The 19,016-nt window shown below is 74.9% G+C and carries 8 protein-coding genes; 5 read left to right on the forward strand and 3 right to left on the reverse strand.

Annotated features, from left to right (window positions below):
• The first annotated feature begins 43 nt into the window (after positions 1–43).
• Positions 44–940 carry a LysR family transcriptional regulator gene (locus tag WME90_RS21230; RefSeq protein ID WP_437282986.1) on the forward strand — a complete coding sequence of 299 codons (897 nt, stop codon included), beginning with the start codon at positions 44–46 and terminating at the stop codon, positions 938–940.
• 44 nt (positions 941–984) lie between these two features.
• Here the strand turns inward: WME90_RS21230 and WME90_RS21235 are convergent, their stop codons facing one another.
• Positions 985–1,500 carry a nucleoside deaminase gene (locus WME90_RS21235; RefSeq protein ID WP_437282987.1) on the reverse strand — a complete coding sequence of 172 codons (516 nt, stop codon included), beginning with the start codon at positions 1,498–1,500 and terminating at the stop codon, positions 985–987.
• Between the two features lie 248 nt (positions 1,501–1,748).
• Between WME90_RS21235 and WME90_RS21240 the strand changes: the two genes are divergently transcribed.
• The 3 genes from WME90_RS21240 to WME90_RS21250 are packed head-to-tail and all read left to right on the forward strand — an operon-like array spanning position 1,749 to position 15,059.
• Positions 1,749–9,203: an amino acid adenylation domain-containing protein gene (locus WME90_RS21240; RefSeq protein ID WP_437282988.1), complete on the forward strand. Its 7,455-nt coding sequence runs from the start codon at positions 1,749–1,751 to the stop codon at positions 9,201–9,203.
• A gap of 46 nt (positions 9,204–9,249) precedes the next feature.
• Positions 9,250–14,388, forward strand: coding sequence for a beta-ketoacyl synthase N-terminal-like domain-containing protein (locus WME90_RS21245; RefSeq protein ID WP_437282989.1), 5,139 nt, complete (start codon positions 9,250–9,252; stop codon positions 14,386–14,388).
• Complete coding sequence (locus WME90_RS21250; RefSeq protein ID WP_437282990.1) at positions 14,385–15,059, forward strand: class I SAM-dependent methyltransferase; 675 nt, start codon at positions 14,385–14,387, stop codon at positions 15,057–15,059. The genes WME90_RS21245 and WME90_RS21250 overlap by 4 nt, the downstream gene beginning before the upstream one ends.
• Before the next feature lie 42 nt (positions 15,060–15,101).
• On the opposite strand, the gene WME90_RS21255 is transcribed toward WME90_RS21250, so the two are convergent.
• Both WME90_RS21255 and WME90_RS21260 read right to left on the reverse strand, forming a co-directional pair.
• Positions 15,102–16,199 (reverse strand): hypothetical protein, encoded by a 1,098-nt coding sequence (locus WME90_RS21255; protein WP_437282991.1) that lies wholly within the window; start codon positions 16,197–16,199, stop codon positions 15,102–15,104.
• Positions 16,200–16,234: 35 nt separating this feature from the next.
• A complete protein-coding gene (locus WME90_RS21260) occupies positions 16,235–17,473 on the reverse strand; it encodes a patatin-like phospholipase family protein (protein WP_437282992.1) in 1,239 nt (412 codons plus the stop codon).
• 305 nt (positions 17,474–17,778) lie between these two features.
• On the opposite strand from WME90_RS21260, the gene WME90_RS21265 reads away from it, so the two are divergent.
• A complete protein-coding gene (locus WME90_RS21265; protein WP_437282993.1) occupies positions 17,779–19,014 on the forward strand; it encodes a cytochrome P450 in 1,236 nt (411 codons plus the stop codon).
• The last annotated feature ends 2 nt before the right edge of the window (positions 19,015–19,016 follow it).

Consider the following 19,016-nt stretch of genomic DNA (forward strand, 5'->3'; position numbering starts at 1 on the left):
TTCTGGGGGACCGAACCATCGGCGTCGACTAGGATGATCGGATATGCCATCGGCCGCACCGATACTCGACGGCGACCTCCTCCGCGCCTTCGCGGCCTTCGCCGACACCCTGAACTTCACGCACGCCGCGCGGCGCGTGGGGCTCTCGCAGCCGGCGCTCTTCGAGCGGGTGCGCCGGCTCGGCGACGAGCTCGGGGCGCCGCTCTACGAGCGCTCGGGCAAGCAGCTCCGGCTCACCGATCGCGGCCTGCGCGTCGCCGCGCACGCCCGTGACGCGCTCGCGCGGGCCGAGGCCTTCGCGCGCGATCTGCGCGGCGAGCCGCAGCGCGAGTCGGTCACGCTGGCCGCCGGCGAGGGCGCCTTCCTCTACCTGCTCGGTCCGGCGCTGGCGCGCTTCGCCGCCGAGGGGGCGAGCCTCCGCCTGCTCACGCTGGGCGCGCCGTCGGCGTGCGCCGCGGTGCGCGCGGGCGACGCGCACCTGGCGGTGGGCGTGCTCGATCTCGTGCCGCCCGAGCTCGTCGCGCGCGACGTGCTGCGCACGCCGCTCTGCGTGGCGATGCCGCGCCGCCACCAGCTCGCGCGCCGCCGGTCGCTGCGCCTCACGGATCTCGCGGGCGAGCGCCTCGTGCTGCCCCCCGCGGGCCGATCGCACCGAGATCTCATCGGCCGCGCCATCGCGCGCCTCGGGCACGAGGTCGATCCGCCCATCGAGGCCGACGGCTGGCCTCTCATGCTCCAGTTCGCGGCGCTCGGCCTGGGCGTCGCCGTGGTGAACGGCGTCTGCGCGCCGCCGCGCGGGGTGATCCTCCGGCCCGTGCCCGAGCTGGGCACCGTGTGTTACCGGCTCGTCACCCGCCGCGGCGCCGAGCTGCCTCCGGCGGCCGAACGGCTGGCGGCGCGGATCGTGGATATCGGCAAGGGCGCCGCGCGCGCGGGGTGATGATCGCCCGCCGGGCGCCGGAAGTCAGGCGGCGATGCCGCTCGTCACGCGCCGTGATGCGCTCCGGGCGAAGGCGGCTCCACGGCGCTCCGCAGCACCGCCACGGCGGCCTCGCGAAGCACCGGCCCGTCCACCTGCACGGCGGGCGACGTGTTCGCCAGCACCTCGTGGCAGCGCGCCGGGAGCGCTCGCCCGCCGAGCACCGCGATGATGTCCGGCGTGGTGGCGGCGTAGACGATGCGGATCACCCCCGCCCAGAACAACGCCCCCGAGCACATGGCGCAAGGCTCCCCGCTCGCGTACACGGTGCCGCCCGCGAGCGCTTCCGGGCCGTGCGCCGCCGTCGCTTCACGGATCAACACCATCTCGGCGTGCGCTGTGCAGTCTCCCTGCCCTGCGTTGGCCGTGCGCCGCTGGTTGCCGCTCACCTGGAGCACCTGGCCGCCTTGCACGAGCACCGCGCCGAACGGCATGTTGCCGGCACGCAGGGTGTCGCTCGAGGCGTCCACGGCGAGTCGCATGAAATCAACGTCCAGGGCGTCGTCTACTCGATGGCTCATGTGAAACCGACCTCGAACTCGATGAGCGTATCAGATTTCGTCGATGTCGGTGCTCAGAGCTCCCCGTCGTTGATTGGGAGAGGCCATGTCTCTAGCGCGTTGGGAGAGGCCATGTCTCTGGCGCGTTCGCGGTGCGCCGAGGGAGGCGCGCAGCGCGGCCTGCGCCGCGGGGCGCACCCCACGACTGCCTTGACGTTGGGATCGCGCTGGATGACCCTGCGCGCGTTTGCACAGAGAGATGGACACGGATGGTCGGAGAAGCAGCAGCGCAGCAGGAGGCCTCGGAGGCGAGCCGAGGCGGACGGCGCCCGGCGGGTGATGCGCGCTGCGCGCACGAGCTGTTCGAGACCCGAGCAGCGCGCGCGCCGGACGCCGTGGCGGTGGTGGACGAGGGCAAGGAGATCACCTACGGGGCGCTGAACCGACGCGCAAACCAGATCGCGCGCCGCCTGCGCGCGCTCGGGGTCGGTCCGGAGGCGCGCGTCGGCGTCTGTCTCCCGAGGTCCATCGAGGCGATCGCGTGCATGCTCGCTGTCCTCAAGGCGGGCGGGGCCTACCTACCCCTCGATCCGGCGCTGCCCTCGAGGCGCCTCGCGCTCCTCGTGACGGACGCCGCGCCCGCCGTGATCCTTGGCCGCGCGCGCCTCGGTCCGGCGCTGCCGGCCGGCGCGGCGGAGCTCTTCTGCTGCCTCGACGCGGAGAGCACCCGCGTCGCGGCCGAGGACGCGGCGGACCTGCCGCGCGCGGTGTCGGGCGGCAACCTGGCTTATGTGATCTACACGTCGGGATCGAGCGGCGCTCCCAAGGGGGTGCTCGTCGAGCACCACGGCCTCTCGAACCTCGCCCGCGTGCTCCCGGAGGCGCTCCAGGTGGACCCCGGCAGCCGGGTGCTGCAGTTTGCCTCCCTCGGCTTCGACGCATCGCTGTTCGAGGTGTTCATGGCCCTTCCGGCCGGAGCCGCCCTGCACCTCGCCACCGGAGACGCGCGGGTGCCGGGCCCTGAGCTCCTGCGCCTCTTGCAGGATCGGCGCGTCACCCACGTGGCCATGCTCCCCTCGGCGCTCGCGGCGCTGCCGCCGGGGGATCTGCCCGATCTGCGGGTGGTGGTGTGCGGCGGCGAGCGCCTCTCCGCCGAGCTCGTGGCGCGCTTTCGCCCGGGGCGCCGGGTCTTCAATACCTACGGCCCCACCGAGGCGACGATCTCGGCGACGCTCTTCGAGTGCGGCGAGGCGCCGGCACCGCCGCCCATCGGGCGCGCGCTGCCCGGCGTGCGCGTGCTCCTGCTCGACGCGGGCGGCGCGCCGGTCGCCGCGCCGTGCGCCGGCGAGATCGCGGTGGGCGGCGCCGGCGTGGCCCGCGGTTACCTGCGGCGCCCCGCCCTGACCGCGGCGCGCTTCGTCCCGGATCCGCTCGACGCGAGCGCGCGCCTCTACCTGACCGGGGACCTCGGCCGGATCCGCGAAGGCGGCGAGATCGAGTTCCTCGGGAGGAACGACGATCAGGGAAAGGTGCGGGGCTTCCGCGTGGAGCCCGGCGAGATCGAGGCCGCGCTCGCCGAGCACCCGCAGGTGCGCGAGGTCGCGGCGTCGATCTGGGAGCCCTCGCCGGGGGATCGGCGCCTCGCCGCGTACGTCGCGCCCGTGCCGGGCACGGCGCCGCGCGCGCCGGATCTCCGACGATTCCTCGAGGAGCGGCTGCCCTCGTACCTGGTGCCGGCGACGTTCGTCGCGCTGGGCGCGCTGCCGCGGCTCGCGAGCGGCAAGGTGGATCGCCGCGCGCTCCCGCCGCCCGGCACGGCGCGGCCAGCGCTCGCGGCGCCGTGCGTCCCGCCGCGCACCCCAGCCGAGCGGCTCATCGCGCGCGTCTGGTCCGAGATCCTCGGCGTGGCGCCGGTGGGGGCGGAAGACGACTTCTTCGAGCTGGGGGGCGACTCGCTCTCGGCGGCGCGTGCGATCGCCTGGATCCGGTCGGAGGTCGGCGCGGCGTCGCTCCGCGATCTCTTCGAGGCGCGCACCGTGGCCGCGCTGGCGGCGCGGCTCGATGCCGCGGCCGCCAGCCTGGGCGGGCCCCCCAGCGAGCGCGTCCCGGCGCTGCCCGGGCGCGTCGCGGCGCCCCTGTCGTTCGCACAGCAGCGGATCTGGCTCGTCCAGCAGCTCGATCCGGGGAGCGCCGCGTTCAATCTCCCCGCGGTGGTGGAGATGCGGGGGCCGCTCGACGTCGCGGCGCTCGAGAAGAGCCTCACGGAGATCCTGCGCCGACACGAGGTGCTCCGGGCGTCCATCGAGGTCTCCGGCGGCGCGCCCCGGCAACGGTTTGAGCCTGCCGTCGCGCTCGCGCTCGGATCGCTCGATCTCGCCGCGTTGCCGGAGGAAGAGCGCGCGGCGGCGCTCGACGCCGCGGCGACCGAGGATGCGGCGCGCCCGTTCGCGCTGGATCGCGCCCCGCTCGTCCAGGCGCGGCTTGTCCGCCTCGGCGCCGATGCTCACGCGCTGATCCTGGTGCTCCACCACCTGGTCTGCGACGGGTGGTCGATGGGGGTGCTCCTCCGCGAGCTCGCCGCGCTGTACGCGAGCGCGGCGGCCGGGGCGCCGCCGGCCCTGCCGCCGCTCGCCGTGCAGTACGGCGATTACGCGGCCTGGCAGCGAGAGCGGCTCGATGGCGAGGCGCTCCACGCGGATCTCGCGTTCTGGGAGGAGGAGCTGGCCGGCGCGCCGCAGCGCCTTCACCTGCCGCTGGACCGGCCTCGTCCAGCGCTGCCGAGCGCCCGGGGCGCGCAGCAGCCGCTCGCCCTGCCTCCCGGGGCAGCCGGCGCGCTCAAAGCGGTCTGCGCCGCCGAGGGCGCGACGCTGTTCATGGCGCTGCTCGCCGGCTTCGCGGTGCTGCTGCACGCGGAGGGCGGGGCCGACGACATGCTGATCGGCACCGCCGCCGCCGGGCGCGATCGGCGCGAGCTCGAGGGGCTGATCGGGCACTTCGCGAGCACGCTCGCGCTGCGGGTGAGCCTCGGGGGGGACCCGAGCTTCCGGGAGCTGATCCGGAGGGTGCGCGATCGCGCCCTCGCCGCGTATGCGCACGCGGCGCTGCCGTTCGAGCGGCTGGTGGAGGCGCTCCGGCCGGCCCGGGATCCGGCCTATCACCCGCTCTTCCAGGTGAGCATCACCCTGAACCCCAGCCCGCCGCCCGTCTCGGCAGGCGGCATCGCGCTGCGCCTCCGGCAGCGCCTCGCCGACGCAGCGCCCGTCGACCTCTGCCTCGACCTGTGGGAGCGGGCGGAGGGCGCGGAGGGCCCGGCCGTGGACGGCGCGATGCTCTACCGCGCCGACCTCTTCGAGGCCCCCACGGTGGCGCGGATGGCGGATCAGCTCTGCGCCCTCATCGAGCGGGTCGCGGCCGATCCCGAGGCGCGCATCTCGGAGCTCGCGGCTCGCCACGCGTCGCCTGCGCGCGCCGCGTGCAGGGCGATCGAGCGCGCGCTGCTCGAGGATCCGGAGGTGGACGACTGCGCGGCCCGCGTGAGGCCGAGCCACGCGGGGCGGGCCGAGCGGGTCGCCTACGTGGTGTCGTCGGATCCGCTGACGCCGGCCGAGCTGTCGCGGCGCCTCGCGGCGACGCTCCCCGCCGCGGCGCGCCCGGAGGTGATCGTGCCGCTCGCGTTCCTGCCGCGCACACCGGAGGGGCGCGTGGACGAGGAGGCGCTCGCCGCCGTCCCGGTGATCGACGTCGATCTGGCGCGGCGCTGGGAGGCTCGGCTCCGCGACGTGCCCGGGGTGGGCGATGTGGCGGTGGTCGCGGGCCCACGCCGCAATCCGGCGCCGCGTCTGCACCTGGGGCGCCTCCTGCCCGGCGCGCCGACCGGCGAGGCGCCCGCAATGGACACGCCCGCCGTGGACGCGCCCGCCGCGAGCGACGCCCCGCGCCGCGCGCTCGCCTTCAGCGACGGCGGTCCGCTGCACATCCCCGAGGGAGCGCCGGCGACGCTCGCCGAGGCGCTCCTGCGCGCGGCCTCCGGGCCGAAGGGCATCCGGTACGTGCAACCGGACGGGTCCACCGTGTTCCAGAGCTACGCGGCGCTGCTCGAGGAGGCCCGGGCGTTGCTCGCGGGCCTGTCGCGGGCGGGCCTCGGCCCCGGCGATCGGCTGCTCCTCCAGATCGACGCGCAGCGCGAGGCGCTGGCGGCGTTCTGGGCCTGCGTGCTCGGCGGCATCGCCCCGGTGATCGTCGCGGTGCCGCCGTCCTACGAGGCGCCGAGCGGGGTGCTCAGCAAGCTGCGCGGCGCCTGGCACAAGCTGGGGCGGCCGCGCGTCCTCACGGCGCGCAGCCTCGCGGCGTCGCTCCGCGGGGCCGCCGCGTCGCTGGGCATGGAGGGGCTCGATGTCCTCCCGATCGAGGATCTCCGCGGCGATCCGGGCGAGGCGCGCCTCCACGCCATCCAGCCGGACGACACCGCGTTCCTCCAGCTCAGCTCGGGCAGCACCGGCGCCCCGAAGTGCATCCGCGAGACGCACCGGGCGATCCTCCTCCACGCCCACGCGGCGGCCCGCCACAACGGCTACGTCGCTGACGACGTGACGCTCTGCTGGATCCCCCTGGACCACGTGATGGCGCTCATCACGTTCCACCTCAAGGACGTCTGCCTCGGCTGCGACCAGATCTGGGCGCGGGCCGAGCAGATCCTGGCGAGCCCCCTGCGCTGGCTGGACCTCATCGAGCGCCACCAGGTGACGCAAACCGGAGCGCCGAACTTCGGGCTCAAGCTGCTCTGCGACGCCATCGCTGGCGCGCCGGGGCGATCCTGGGATCTGTCGTCGCTGCGGCGCTTCCTGAACGGGGGCGAGCAGGTGACCCTCGGCGCCATCCGCGAGCTGCTCCGCCTCGCCGCGCCCTTCGGGCTGAGGCCGGAGGTGATGCAGCCGGCGTTCGGGATGGCGGAGGCCTGCACCGGCGTGGCGTACCAGGATCGCTTCGACCTGGACCGGGGCGCGCGCCACGTGGTGAAGGCCTCGCTCGGGGGCGCGCTCGCCTTCCGGGACGCGCAGGATGGGTCCACGGTGACCTTCATGGACCTCGGGCCGCCGGTTGCCGGGGTGCAGATCCGCATCGTCGACGCGGAGAACCGGATCCTGCCCGAGGGGGTGATCGGACGGCTGCAGCTGCGCGGCGGCGTGATCACCCCGGGCTACCTCGACGACCCCGAGGCGAACCAGGCCGCGTTCGTGGGCGACGGGTGGTTCAACACGGGGGATCTCGGGTTTCTGCTCGAGGGGCGGCTCCTTGTCACCGGCCGGGAGAAGGAGGTGATCGTCGTCCGCGGCGTGAACCTCCACTGCCACGAGATCGAGGACGTGGCCGGCGGCGTGCCCGGCGTGGAACCGACGCTCGTCGCCGCCTGCGCCGTGGCCGAGCTCGGCGGCGCGGAGGAGCTGGCCGTGTTCTTCGTCCCCCGCGACCCCGCAGCCGCCGCCGCGGCGCGGATCGCCGAGGCCGTCCGCGCCGCGGTGACGGCGCGCCTCGGCGTCGCCCCGGCGCAGGTGATCCCGCTCGAACGGTCGGATTTCCCCAGGACCACCAGCGGCAAGGTCCAGCGCGAGGCGCTCCGCAAAGCGCTCGCGGAGGGCCGCTTCCGGCGCGCCGTCGAGTCGGTGGATCTCGAGCTCGGCAACGAGCGCACCCTCCCCGGCTGGTTCTTCCGGCCGGCGTGGCGCGAGCGCCCGGCCCGCACCGGGCCTCGGCGCCCGGGCGCGTGCCTGATCCTCGCCGACGCTGGCGGCGCTGGCGAGCGGCTCCGCGAGCGGCTCACCCGCGCGGGCCGGGCCTGCGTGGTGGTCACGCAGGGGCCGGAGCTCGCCCGCGTCGGCCCCCGGAGCTACCGCGTCGATCCCGCGGCGCCGGATCAGATGCGCCGCCTCCTCGACGCCGCGCAGGCGGAGAGCGGGCCGCTCGACGACCTCGTTCACCTCTGGACGCTCGGGGACGACCCCGAGGGTGGGGCGCGCCTGGACGATCGCCTCGATGCCTTGCAGCGCGCGCTCGCGCACGGCGCGCTCAGCGTGCTCCACCTGGCCCAGGCGCTCGCCGGGGGCGCGTCGGCCGGGCGCCCGGTGCGCCTTCTGATCGCCTCCAGCCGGGCGCAGGCGGTGTCGCCCGGCGACGCGCTCGACCTGGAGAAGGCGCCGCTCTGCGCGCTGGTGCAGACGCTTCCGCGCGAGCTGCCCTGGATCGACTGCCGCCACGTCGACCTGCCCGCGGCCGAGCCCGCGGAGGGCGCGGCGCGACGGCTCGCCGACGAGCTCGCGGCGGGGCCGCGCGAGCGCGAGGTCGCCTACCGCGGGGGCGAGCGCTTCGTGCTCGGCCTCGAGGCGGTGGACCCCGCGCGCTCACCGCCGCGTCCGCCGGCGTTCACCGAGGGGGGCGCCTACCTGATCAGCGGCGGGCTCGGGGGCGTGGGCGTCGTCGTCGCGCGGCACCTCATCGAGCGCTTCCGGGCGCGGCTCCTCCTCGTGGGGAGGACGCCGCCCGCGGCGCTCCCGCCCGCGCGCGCAGAGGCGCTGGCGGCGCTCCGGAGGGCGGCCGAACGCCACGGTGGCGACGTGATCTACGAGGCGGCAGACGTGGCCGACGCGGGCCGGCTGCGGGCGATCGCCGCGCCCGCCGCGGCGCGGTGGGGTCGAGCGCTGGACGGAGCGATCCACCTGGCGGTCAGCTCCGCGAACCGGCGTCTGGTCGAGGAGACCGGCGAGAGCTTCGCGGCCGCGCTCCGCGGCAAGGGCCTCGGCTTCGCGGCGCTGGCCGCCCTGCTGGAGGGCCGGCCGGACCGGCTCCTCCTCGGCTTCTCGTCGGTGAACGCCTATTTCGGCGGCCACTCGGCGGGCGCTTACGCGGCGGCGAACCGGATGGTGGAGCACGCCGCCCGCGAGCTCCGGCGCGGCGGGATGTCGGGCGCCCGCACCCTCGCATGGAGCCTGTGGGAGGAGCTCGGCATGAGCCGCGGCGGCGTCACCCTCGGCGCGGCCCGCGCGCGGGGCTACCTGCCCATCCCGCCCGCGCAGGCGCTTCGATCGCTGGAGGTCGCGCTCTGCCGGGACGAGCCGCACCTCCTCGTCGGCCTTGACGCGCAGAGCCGCGCCGTCGCCCGTCACGCCGAGGGCGACGATCCCGGCCTCCAGCGGCTCACCGCCTACGTCACCTCGACCGCTCCGGAGATCCGCCTGCCCGACGGCGCAGCGGAGCGCGATCGTTTCGGGGTCCCGATCCCATGCCGGGTGGCGCGGGTCGAGCGGATCCCGCGCGCGCCGGACGGGCGCGTCGAGGTGGAGGCCCTCGAGGAGGGCAGCGAGGGCCCCGCGGTGAGGCCGCCGCACGTGACGCCGCGCGATGAAGCGGAGCAGCGGGTGGCCTCGGTCTGGCGCGACGTGCTCCAGGCGGACCGGGTAGGCGCGCTCGACAACTTCTTCGATCTCGGCGGGCACTCCCTGCTCGTCGCGCAGGTGCAGGGCCGCCTGGAGGCCTGCTTCGGGCGGCCGGTGTCCGCGGTGGAGATCTTCCGCTACCCCACCGTGCGGGCGCTCGCCGAGCACCTGAGCGGCGCGGAAGGGGCGACGCCCGCACGCGGGGACGTCGAGGAGCGCGCGCGCAAGCAGCGCGACGCGAACAACCGGCACCGCCAGGCGGCTCAGGGTGCGCGGGCCGCGCGGCAGCGCGGGTGAGGCGCCCCGCGGCTCGCGCCACGCCGGACCGGGAGCTCTGAGACCCATGGGCATCGACGACGACAACCAAGCGCTGCCCGCCGATCCCGCCGACGGGATCGCCATCGTCGGCATGGCCTGCCGGCTCCCCGGCGCCGCGCGCATCGAGGATCTCTGGAGCAACCTGTGCGCGGGGGTCGAGTCGATCACGCGCCTGTCGGACGAGGCGCTGCTCGCCTCCGGCGTCGATCCGGCGCTGCTCTCGGATGCCCGTTACGTGAAGGCGCGGGCGGTGCTCTCGGACGTCGAGCGCTTCGATCCGGGCTTCTTCGGGATGAGCCCGCGCGAGGCGGAGATCACGGATCCGCAGCACCGGATCTTCCTGGAGTGCGCCTGGGAGGCGCTCGAGCGGGCCGGGTACGATCCTGGCCGCTATCCCGGATCCATCGGCGTCTATGCGGGGGCAGGCCCCGACGGATACCTGGTCCACCACCTCGTCCCCGCGGGCGAGGCGCGGGAGGGAATCGACGGGCTCGGCGTGGTGCTCGGCAATGACAAGGACCACCTCACCACGCGGGTCGCCTACAAGCTCGACCTGCGCGGGCCATCCATCACCGTGCAGACGGCCTGCTCGACGTCGCTGGTGGCGGTGCAGATGGCCTGCCAGGCGCTCCTCGGCTTCCAGTGCGACGTGGCGCTCGCGGGCGGGGTCTCCATCCAGCTCCCGCTCGACCGCGGCTACCTCCACAAGGAGGGGCACATCCTCTCCCCGGACGGCCGCTGCCGCGCCTTCGCCGCCGACGCGCAGGGCACCGTGGGCGGCGACGGCGCGGGCGTTGTGGCGCTGAAGCGCCTCGCCGACGCGCTGGCCGACGGCGACGCCATCCACGCCGTGATCCGGGGCGCGGCGGTCAACAACGACGGTTCGCAGAAGGCCGGCTACACCGCGCCGAGCGTGCAGGGGCAGGCCGAGGTCGTCGCGATGGCCCTCGCGTTCGCGGGCGTGTCCGCGCGGAGCATCGGCTACGTCGAGGCGCACGGGACGGGGACGCGCCTCGGCGACCCCATCGAGATCGCCGCGCTCACCCAGGCTTTCCGCGCGAGCACGCCGGATCGTGGCTTCTGCGCGATCGGCTCGCTGAAGACGAACCTCGGGCACCTCAACAACGCCGCCGGGGTGGCCAGCCTGATCAAGGCGGCGCTCGCGGTGGAGCGCGCCACCCTGCCGCCCAGCTTGCACTGCCGCGCGCCGAACCCGGCCATCGACTTCGACAACAGCCCTTTCTATGTCAACACATCGCTCAGGCCCTGGCCTCCGGGCGACGGCATGCGGCGCGCGGGCGTGAGCTCGTTCGGCTTCGGCGGCACCAACGCCCACGTGATCCTCGAGGAGGCCCCGCCGCGGCCGCCGCGGCCGCCGCCGGCGCGGCCCTTCGCGCTCCTGCTGCTCTCCGCGCGGTCCCCGGCGGCGCTCGAGGCCGCCTCCGCGCAGCTCGCCGATCACATCGAGCGGGGCGCGCCCGACGCGGCGGCGCTCGCGGACACCGCATACACGCTGCAGATCGGGCGCAAGGCGTTCGAGCACCGCCGTGCCGTCGTCTGCCGGGACGCCGCCGAGGCAGCGGCGGCGCTGCGGCATCCGGCGGCCGTGCGCGCCGTCGTCGAGGGCGCGCCGGGGGCGCCGGGCCGACGCGTGGTGTTCCTTTTCCCGGGCCAGGGCGCACAGAGCCCCGGCACGGGCGCGGAGCTCTACAGGACCGAGCCGGCCTTCCGCGCCGAGGTCGACCGCTGCGCGGAGCTGCTCGCGCCGCACCTCGGGCGCGACGTGCGCGAGGTGATGTTCACGGAGGACAGCGCCCCCCTCGGGCGGACCGCCCTCGCGCAGCCCGCGCTGTTCGTGCTGGAGGTCGCGCTCGCACGGCTATGGATGTCGTGGGGCGTGCGCCCCGCGGCGGTGCTCGGCCACAGCCTCGGCGAGTACACGGCCGCGTGCGTCGCAGGGGTCCTCTCCCTCGAGGACGCGCTCGCGCTGGTGGTCGCGCGCGGGCGGCTGATGGAGGCGCTGCCGCCCGGCGCGATGCTCGCGGTGCCCCTCGCCGAGGACGAGCTCCGGCCCCTGCTCTCGCCCGGCCTCGCGATCGCCGCCGTGAACGGCCCCACGTCCTCCGTCGCGTCCGGCCCCGAGGAGGAGATCGCCGCGCTCGAGCGGCGCCTCGCCGAGCGCGGCGCCTCGACCCGGCGCCTTGCGGTCTCGCGTGCGTTCCACTCCGCGATGATGGACCCCATCCTCGACGCCTTCCGCGCCGAGGTCGGTCGCGCGCGGCTCAGGGCGCCCGCACTCCCGTGCCTGTCCAACGTGACGGGCGGCTGGCTCAGCGACGCGCAGGCCACCGATCCGGGCTACTTTGCGGCGCACCTCCGCGCCCCGGTGCGCTTCGCCGAGGGGCTCGGACGCGTGCTTACCCCGCCCGGCGCCGTGCTGCTCGAGGTCGGCCCGGGCCGCACGCTCAGCGCGCTCGCCGCGATCATGGCGCCCGAGGCCACCGTCATCGCGGGCCTGCCCGGCCGCGGCGCCGGCGCGCCGGGCGCGCCCGATCCCGAGCCGGCAGCGCTCGCTCGCACGCTCGGTGCGCTGTGGCTCGCCGGCGTGGAGATCGACTGGGCCGCGGTGCACGCCATGGATCCCCGGCGGCGCCGCCCCCTGCCCACCTACCCGTTCGAGCGGCGGCGGTGCTGGATCGAGCGGCCCGCTCTCCCCGCGCACGCCGCGCCGGCTGGCCCAGCCCCGGGGTGCTCCGCCGCAGCCGGGCCCCGCCCGCTCGCCGAGGTCGAGGCGGAGCTCCGTGCCGCGCTCGCGATCCGTCCGCTCGAGGATTACCCCGGCCTCACCGCCTCGCTCGACGCGCTCTGCGCCGCCCACGTCGGCGCCTGGCTCCGCGCGCGCGGCGTCGACGTGCGCGCGGGCGCAAACCACGAGCGCGAGGCGCTGGCGGCGCGGGTCGGCGTGGTGCCCAAGCTGCGGCGCTTGCACGACGCGATGATCCGCATGCTCGCCGAGGACGGCATCGTGAGCATCGAGGGGGCGTCGATCCGCTTCCTCCGGGACGCCGGCGCGCTCCTCGACACGGCGGCGGAGAGCCGCGCCCTCGCCGCCCGGTACCCCGAGCTCGCCGGCCTCTTCGAGCTGCTCGACCACTGCGTGCGCCATTACCCCGAGGCGCTCACCGGCGAGATCGAGGCGATCGGGGTGCTCTACCCGAGCGGCAGCGCAGCGCTCACCGACCGGTTCGAGGCCCGCACCGCCGAGCACCGCAGCGAGCGCGTCTACCTGGCGCTGCTCCGGGAGGTGGCCGCCCGCGTCGGCGCGGGGCGGAGCGGCGCGCCGCTCCGCGTGCTCGAGGTGGGCGGAGGGCGGGGCGTGCTTACCTGGCCGCTCGCCGCGGCGCTGGCCGCGTCGAGCGGAGCGCGCCTCGACTACCACTTCACCGATCTCGGCAAGACCTTCGTCGACGACGCGCGCCACGAGGCGGCCCGCCGCGGGCTCGCCTCCGTGATGAGCTTCGGCGTGCTCGACATCGCCCGCGATCCGCGCCCGCAGGGCTACGAGGACGGGCGCTTCGATCTGATCGTCGCGTACAACGTCGTCCACGCGGTCCGCGACGTCCCCGCGGCGCTGGGCCACCTCGAACGCCTGCTCGCCCCCGGCGGGACCCTCGGCCTCGTGGAGGGCGTGCGGCTCCGGCGCTGGGACATCCTCACCTGGGGTCTCGCCGAGGGGTTCTGGTACTTCGACGATGCGCTGCGCGGCGATCTGCCCCTCCTGGGCCTGGACCGCTGGGAAGAGGCGCTGCGCGGCGCCGGCCTCGAGGGCGTGGAGGCCTACCCGCGCGAGCCGGAGGCGCGAGCGCGCGCGGATCACGGGCTCATCCTCGGCACGCGGCCCGACGCGGTGGCCTCGCAGCGCGCGCCTGTCGCGCCGGCGGACCCGGCCAGGGCCGCGCCTGCCCCCGCGGCCTCGCTGCACCCTCGGCCCGCGCTGCGCACGCCGTACGTGGCGCCGCGGGACGCGCTGGAGCGTCAGCTCGCGGCGGTGTGCGAGGAGCTGCTCGGCGTTCATCCCGTGGGGATCCACGACGACTTCTTCGAGCTCGGCGCCGACTCGCTGCTCATGCTGCGCATTTCCGATCGCGTGCAGCAGGAGCTCAGGCGCGCCGTGCCGCAGCACGCCATCTTCCGCGGCGCCACCGTCGAGCGCCTCGCGCGCGCGCTCGACCCGGACGCTGCGATCGAGGCCTCCTCGGTGCTCGTGCCCCTCCAGCCCGCGGGCACGCGGCCTCCCCTCTTCTTCGTCCACCCGGCGGCCGGCGTTGTCTTCCCCTACGTCGGGCTCTCGCGCGCGCTCGGCCCGGACCAGCCGTTCTATGCGCTGCAGGCGCAGGGCCTCGACGCGCAGGCGCCGCCGGACGAGCGCATCGAGGACATGGCCCGGCGCTACAACGACGCGATCCGGCGCGCGCAGCCCCGCGGCCCCTACCACCTCGGAGGCTTCTCGTTCGGCTGCCTTGTCGCCTTCGAGATGGCCCAGCAGCTCGTCGCCGCGGGCGAGGAGGTCGGGTTGCTCGCGATCGTCGACGAGCCGGCGCCCATCGCCGGCTATCGGCCCTCGCCGCTGGTCATGGGCCGGGTCCTCGCGACCGGCATCGCCCGATCGATCTGGCCTCACGTCCACGATTACCTCTACCTGGTCGACGCCTCGCGCCGGGCCCCCGCCGCCGCGCCGCCCGCCTCCGGCGGCCTCGCGCTGCCCAGGCTCGGCCGGCGCGAGATCGAGGCTTTCCTCGCCCGGTCCGCCATGGCAAATTTCGTCCCGCGCGAGTCGCGGCTGCTCGCGCTGCGCCAGCCGGCGATGATCCCCATGTTCCGGCTCTTCACGATGCACGTGCAGCAGACGCTCGCCTATACCCCGCGGGCGTACCCGCGCCGGCTGACCTTCTTCCGCGCCACGGAGATCCGCGGCCGGCTCGGCCGCGATCCCACCCAGGGCTGGAGCATGCTCGCCGCGGGCGGCGTGGACGTGGTGCCCATCCCCGGCGATCACCTCTCCTTGCTCCGGCCCCCGCACGTCGACGTGCTCGCGGCGCGGCTCGCCGAGCGCATCGACAAGGTCTCACGCGCCGGCGCGGCCGCTGTCGGCGGGGTCCCGTGAAGCTCTCCGCGTACCTGGACATGAGCGCCCCGTACACCGCGGCGCAGGGGTGGTGTTACGAGAACATCGTCGCGCCCGCCCTGCTCCCCACGCAGTGGGTGCTCGAGGAGCGGCTGCTCGCGGCCCTGCCGGAGGGCGCCCGCGTGCTCGACGTGGGCGCGGGGGCGGGCGCGTTCGCGGTCGCGCTCGCCGAAAAGCGGCCCGACCTCCGCATCGAGGGGATCGACCTCTCCCCGCACCAGGTCGCGCGCGCCGAGCGCGCCGCGAAGCACCTCGCCGACCGGGTCCGCTTCACGACCGGCTCCGCGCTGGACCTGCCCTTTCCGGACGGGGCGTTCGACGGCGTGATGAGCTGCGGATCGATCAAGCACTGGCCGGATCGGGCGCGCGGGCTCGCCGAATGCCTGCGTGTCCTCGCGCCGGGCGGCCCGCTCGTGGTCACCGAGGTCGATCGAGGCTGCGCGCACGAGGACACGCGGAGCTTCGTCGCGCGCTGGCGCATGCCGGGCCTGCTCGCGCCGATCGCGCTGACGATGTTCCGCACCTGGGTCGCCGGTCAGTCGCTCGACATCGAGGAGGCGCGGGCGCTCGCCGCGCGCGCGCCGCTCCGCGATCCCGTGGTGGAGCGCATCCCGGGCTTTCCGCTCCTCTTCATCGCCGGGCGCCGCTGACGCGCTCCGCGCCGCCTTCCCGGCGCGCGCGGCCCCCGCGCCTCACCCCCCGCTCCGGTCCACGAAGATCTCCTGGAGCGGCCGGCGCGGCGCGCGGAGGTGCGGCGCGAGCGGCGGAGAAATCCCGGTGCGCAGCAGCCACACGGGCAGCTCGCCGCCTGCGTAGCCGAACCCCCGCGCCAGGATCTCCGGCCCGCGCCGCAGCAGGTCGAGAAACTCGGGGCGCGCGGTCGCGGGGAGGCTGTCGGTCACCGCGTTGTAGGCGAGCAGGCCGCCGCTCGCGTGCGGCTGGACCCCGTAGCCGGCCTGGTTGAGGCGCAGCCACGCACGGAAGCCGAGCCGCCCTGCGGCCACCAGCGCCTCCCGCCCCGGCGAGCGCGCGGTGATCAGCACCAGCGCCGCCGAGGAGGCGATCTGCCGCTCCAGCCAGAATTTCGCCGCGGCGCCGAGGCCGAGCGGCCCCACAAGCGCGCGGAGCTCCGGCCGGCGCGCCAGGCGCAGCAGCCTGGTCTCGGGCACATCGAGGCCGAAGCCGTTCCAGGCCACGCCGTCGCGGGTCGCGGCGACCTCCTCGCGGGACAGGCGCACCCAGCGCAGCACGTCGCGGAACGAGTCCTCGTGGCACCACACGTACGAGTCGGCCCGGCCGAGGTAGTCGAGCGCTTCCCGCGGCAGACCAGCCCCGACGTGAAGGCCGACGCCCGGGAAGCTCCGAGCCTCGGTCTGGATCGCGTCGAAGACCGGGTGGGAGGGCGAGCCGCCGCGGTAGAGGCGTCGGTCGGTGCAGCGCGCCTCGATCGCGTCCCGGAGCCCGCGGGCCCGGCCGTCGACGCCGTGGCGCGCGCCGCCTTGGAGCAGCTGGACGGTCGCCCAGGGTCCGCCGTCGCCAGGGTCCGGCGACACCTGCGCCTCGGCGCGGAGGTCCTCGGCGGCCGCCGCGATCTCGATCGACTCCAGCGCGCAGCCGAGCGCGATGCACGAGGCGTGGCCGCGCGGATCGTGGGAGTGCCGCGCCCGCGCCGCGTCGTGGTGCACGGCGAGCGCGGCCCCGTCCCAGGAGAACGTGAACGGCTGGTTGTTCTCGGCGCTGGGCGCCTTCGCCGCGGCGAGCACGACGCGGGTGACCCTCTCCTGAGGCATCCGGAAGGTCGGTACCACCGCGGCCGGCGCGGCGCTCACGACACCGCCCGCTCCGGGTCGGGCACGGCCGCGGGCTCCCCCGGCGCCTCCGTGCGCGGCATCCAGTGTTCCTTCGCCCAGACGACGAATCGCTTGAACCTCGCGCTCTCGCTGAGCCGCTTCGCCCTGTCGTCCAGCTGCTCGCGGAGCTTCTCGGGATCGCCGAAGAGCAGACGGGACATCAGATCCGCCTCCCTCAGCCCCACCGAGTAGCGGTGGTATTGCCGCGGCGGCAAGAGCCGGCGGCACTGGAGGTCCGCGAGGTCGATCGCATCCTGGAACCAGCCGAACCCGATCAGATTCGCAATGTCGAAATCCTGGTTGAAGAGCCACTGGAACCATCCCCAGTCGAGCTCGTCGCCGTGGGCGGTTATGAAGCGGAGCTTGTTGTACAGGCACGCCAGCCCGCGCACGAGGGGCCCCACGTTCTCGCCGCGCGGGTGCGGTCCCTGCTCCGCCGCCTCGTGGCCGCGGGGATCCACATCGCACGCCCCCAGCGAAGCGACCGTGACGTGCCCGAGCGACCGCCCTGGGGAGCGCCGCGCCGCGCTCGCCTTTGCCTCCAGGTACTCGGCGGCCGATGCCAGCGCCGTCATGCTCGGGTTGTTGGCGGCGAGCGATCCGTCGAGGAACCAGTCGCAGTCGCCGTCGCTCGAGATCTGGAGCTGGGGCAGCGGGAGGAGCAGCGGCGTGGCGCTGCTGGCGAGCGCGATGTCCGCAAGCTTGAGCGACGGATCCGATCGGTGCGGATCGAAGTTCTGGAACACCTTGGGCCGCTTGGACTTCAGGCCGATGCTGAGCATCAGCACCTTGATGCCACGCTCGTCGAGGTCGCCGAGCGTGGCGTCGCCGATTCGCCGCTCGACCAGGTCCGTAAACGCGTTCGCGCGCTGGCGCCACAGCAGGGAAATGAGCGGCCAGAACCCCGCCGCAAACTTGACCAGATCGGCGCAAGAGACGCTGAATGTGGGGATCATCTCGTTGCTGAAGCGGACAGCGCCCCGAATGACCTCGAGATCCGGCTCCTTCCCGAGCCTCGACGCGAGATAGAGCCCGATCAGACAGCCGTCGGAGCTGCCCGCGAACAGGTCGGTGTTTCGTAGGAAGCCCGGGACCTCCTGCTCGAGGTACTCCAGCATGCGGATCTGGAGGGCCGTGCTCGATCCTCCGTCCAGGCAGAGGAGATTCATGCGCGGCAGCTCCGTCGCCGCGATCGGATAGGCACCAACGTTCATCGCCGCCTCCTCGGCACGGGCCCGCTGGTGACCGGCTCGCACCGTGACGAGCGCGGGCATCCTCCCCTGCCATCGATCGAGCAGGACGAGTATCACCGTCGGATCGGCAGGTCTAGATCCCGCTGCCGGGCGGGACGCGTGGAATGCAGGGCGCCGGCCTTGGCACGCTCTCGAGCGATCGCATAGGCTGGAACGAAGCGCGTCGCGCTGAACGCGGTGCCCCCGCCCTCGCCGGGCGGCCTCTTCCTCTCTAGCCCCGCAGTGCCCCGACCGGCAATCCCGGCGGCGTGAAAGGATCAAACCACATGGCCCAGGATCCCCCCAGCCGTAGCAGCGCGATCGATTTCAATCCCCTCATCCCTCCCCAGCTCGACGATCCGTACCCCGCCTACGCCAGGGCGCGCCGTGAAGCGCCGGTCTTCTTCACCCCGATCTTCGGCCTCTGGATCGTCACCCGCCACGACGACGTCTGTGCGGCCGCGCAGGACACGGCGCGGTTCTCATCGCGGGTCATCGGGATCGACGTCCCGGCCGAAGTCAGCGCGGTGCTGCCGGCGGCGTATCACACCCCGAGCCTTGTCAACAACGACCCTCCCTCCCATACCCGGCTGCGCGGGCTCCTCGGCCGGTCCTTCGCACCGCAGCGCATCGCCCACATGGAGCCGCACGTCCGCAGCGTGGCCGCGGGCCTCATCGACGCCTTCGCGCGCGACGGCCGCGTCGACCTCATGGAGGGCTTCGCCTATGAGCTCCCGCTCCGGATCATCCTCGAGATGCTCGGTGTGCCCCTCGAGGACGGCCGCGACATGAAGCGCTGGAGCGACGACTGGCGGACGCTGAGCACGCCCGGCCTGACCACCGACAAGCAGCTCGCCTGCGTGGAGAGCGTGAAGGCCTTTGAGCGCTACATCCTCGCCGCCGCCGAGCATCGCCGCCGGGAGCCACGGGACGACCTGCTCAGCCACGTGATCGTCGCGGGACCTGGCGGCGAGCCGCCCGCGGGGGACGCGGAGCTCGTGAACCTCTTCATGCAGCTGCTCTTCGCGGGGCACGAGACCGTCACCACCGCGATCGGCAACGCCGTGCTCCTCCTGCTCAGCCACCCCGAGCAGCTCGCCGCGGTCCGCGAGGATCCCGGGCTCATCCCGGCCGTCGTCGAGGAATCGCTGCGATTCGAGGCTCCCACCCAGGGCATGTTCCGCACCACCACGGAGGAAGTCGAGCTGGGGGGCGTCCGGATTCCCCAGGGCGCCCGCGTGTTTCTCCTGTTCGGCTCGGCGAACCGCGACGAGGCTCAGTTCGAGGCGGCCGACACGTTCGACGTCCAGCGCCGCGACGCAGGGAGGCACCTCGCCTTCGGACGCGGCCTGCACTTCTGCATCGGGGCCTCCCTTGCGCGCCTCGAGGTCCGCGTCGCCCTCGAGGAGCTGCTCGGACGCCTGCCCGGCCTGCGCCTCCAGCCCGGCGAGCGGCAGGACTACGTATCGAACCTTATCCTCCGTAACCCGAAGCACGTCCGCGTTGTGTGGGACCTCGCCTGAGC

Origin of the sequence: Sorangium sp. So ce375, from assembly GCF_051473855.1 — a bacterium.
GTDB lineage: Bacteria > Myxococcota_A > Polyangia > Polyangiales > Polyangiaceae > Sorangium.

What these genes read in the sequence shown, in the direction of transcription:
- WME90_RS21230 (WP_437282986.1), top strand. Translation starts at nt 44, where the DNA reads ATGCCATCGGCCGCACCGATACTCGACGGCGACCTCCTCCGCGCCTTC.
- WME90_RS21235 (WP_437282987.1), bottom strand. Translation starts at nt 1,500, where the DNA reads ATGAGCCATCGAGTAGACGACGCCCTGGACGTTGATTTCATGCGACTC.
- WME90_RS21240 (WP_437282988.1), top strand. Translation starts at nt 1,749, where the DNA reads ATGGTCGGAGAAGCAGCAGCGCAGCAGGAGGCCTCGGAGGCGAGCCGA.
- WME90_RS21245 (WP_437282989.1), top strand. Translation starts at nt 9,250, where the DNA reads ATGGGCATCGACGACGACAACCAAGCGCTGCCCGCCGATCCCGCCGAC.
- WME90_RS21255 (WP_437282991.1), bottom strand. Translation starts at nt 16,199, where the DNA reads ATGCCTCAGGAGAGGGTCACCCGCGTCGTGCTCGCCGCGGCGAAGGCG.
- WME90_RS21260 (WP_437282992.1), bottom strand. Translation starts at nt 17,473, where the DNA reads ATGAACGTTGGTGCCTATCCGATCGCGGCGACGGAGCTGCCGCGCATG.
- WME90_RS21265 (WP_437282993.1), top strand. Translation starts at nt 17,779, where the DNA reads ATGGCCCAGGATCCCCCCAGCCGTAGCAGCGCGATCGATTTCAATCCC.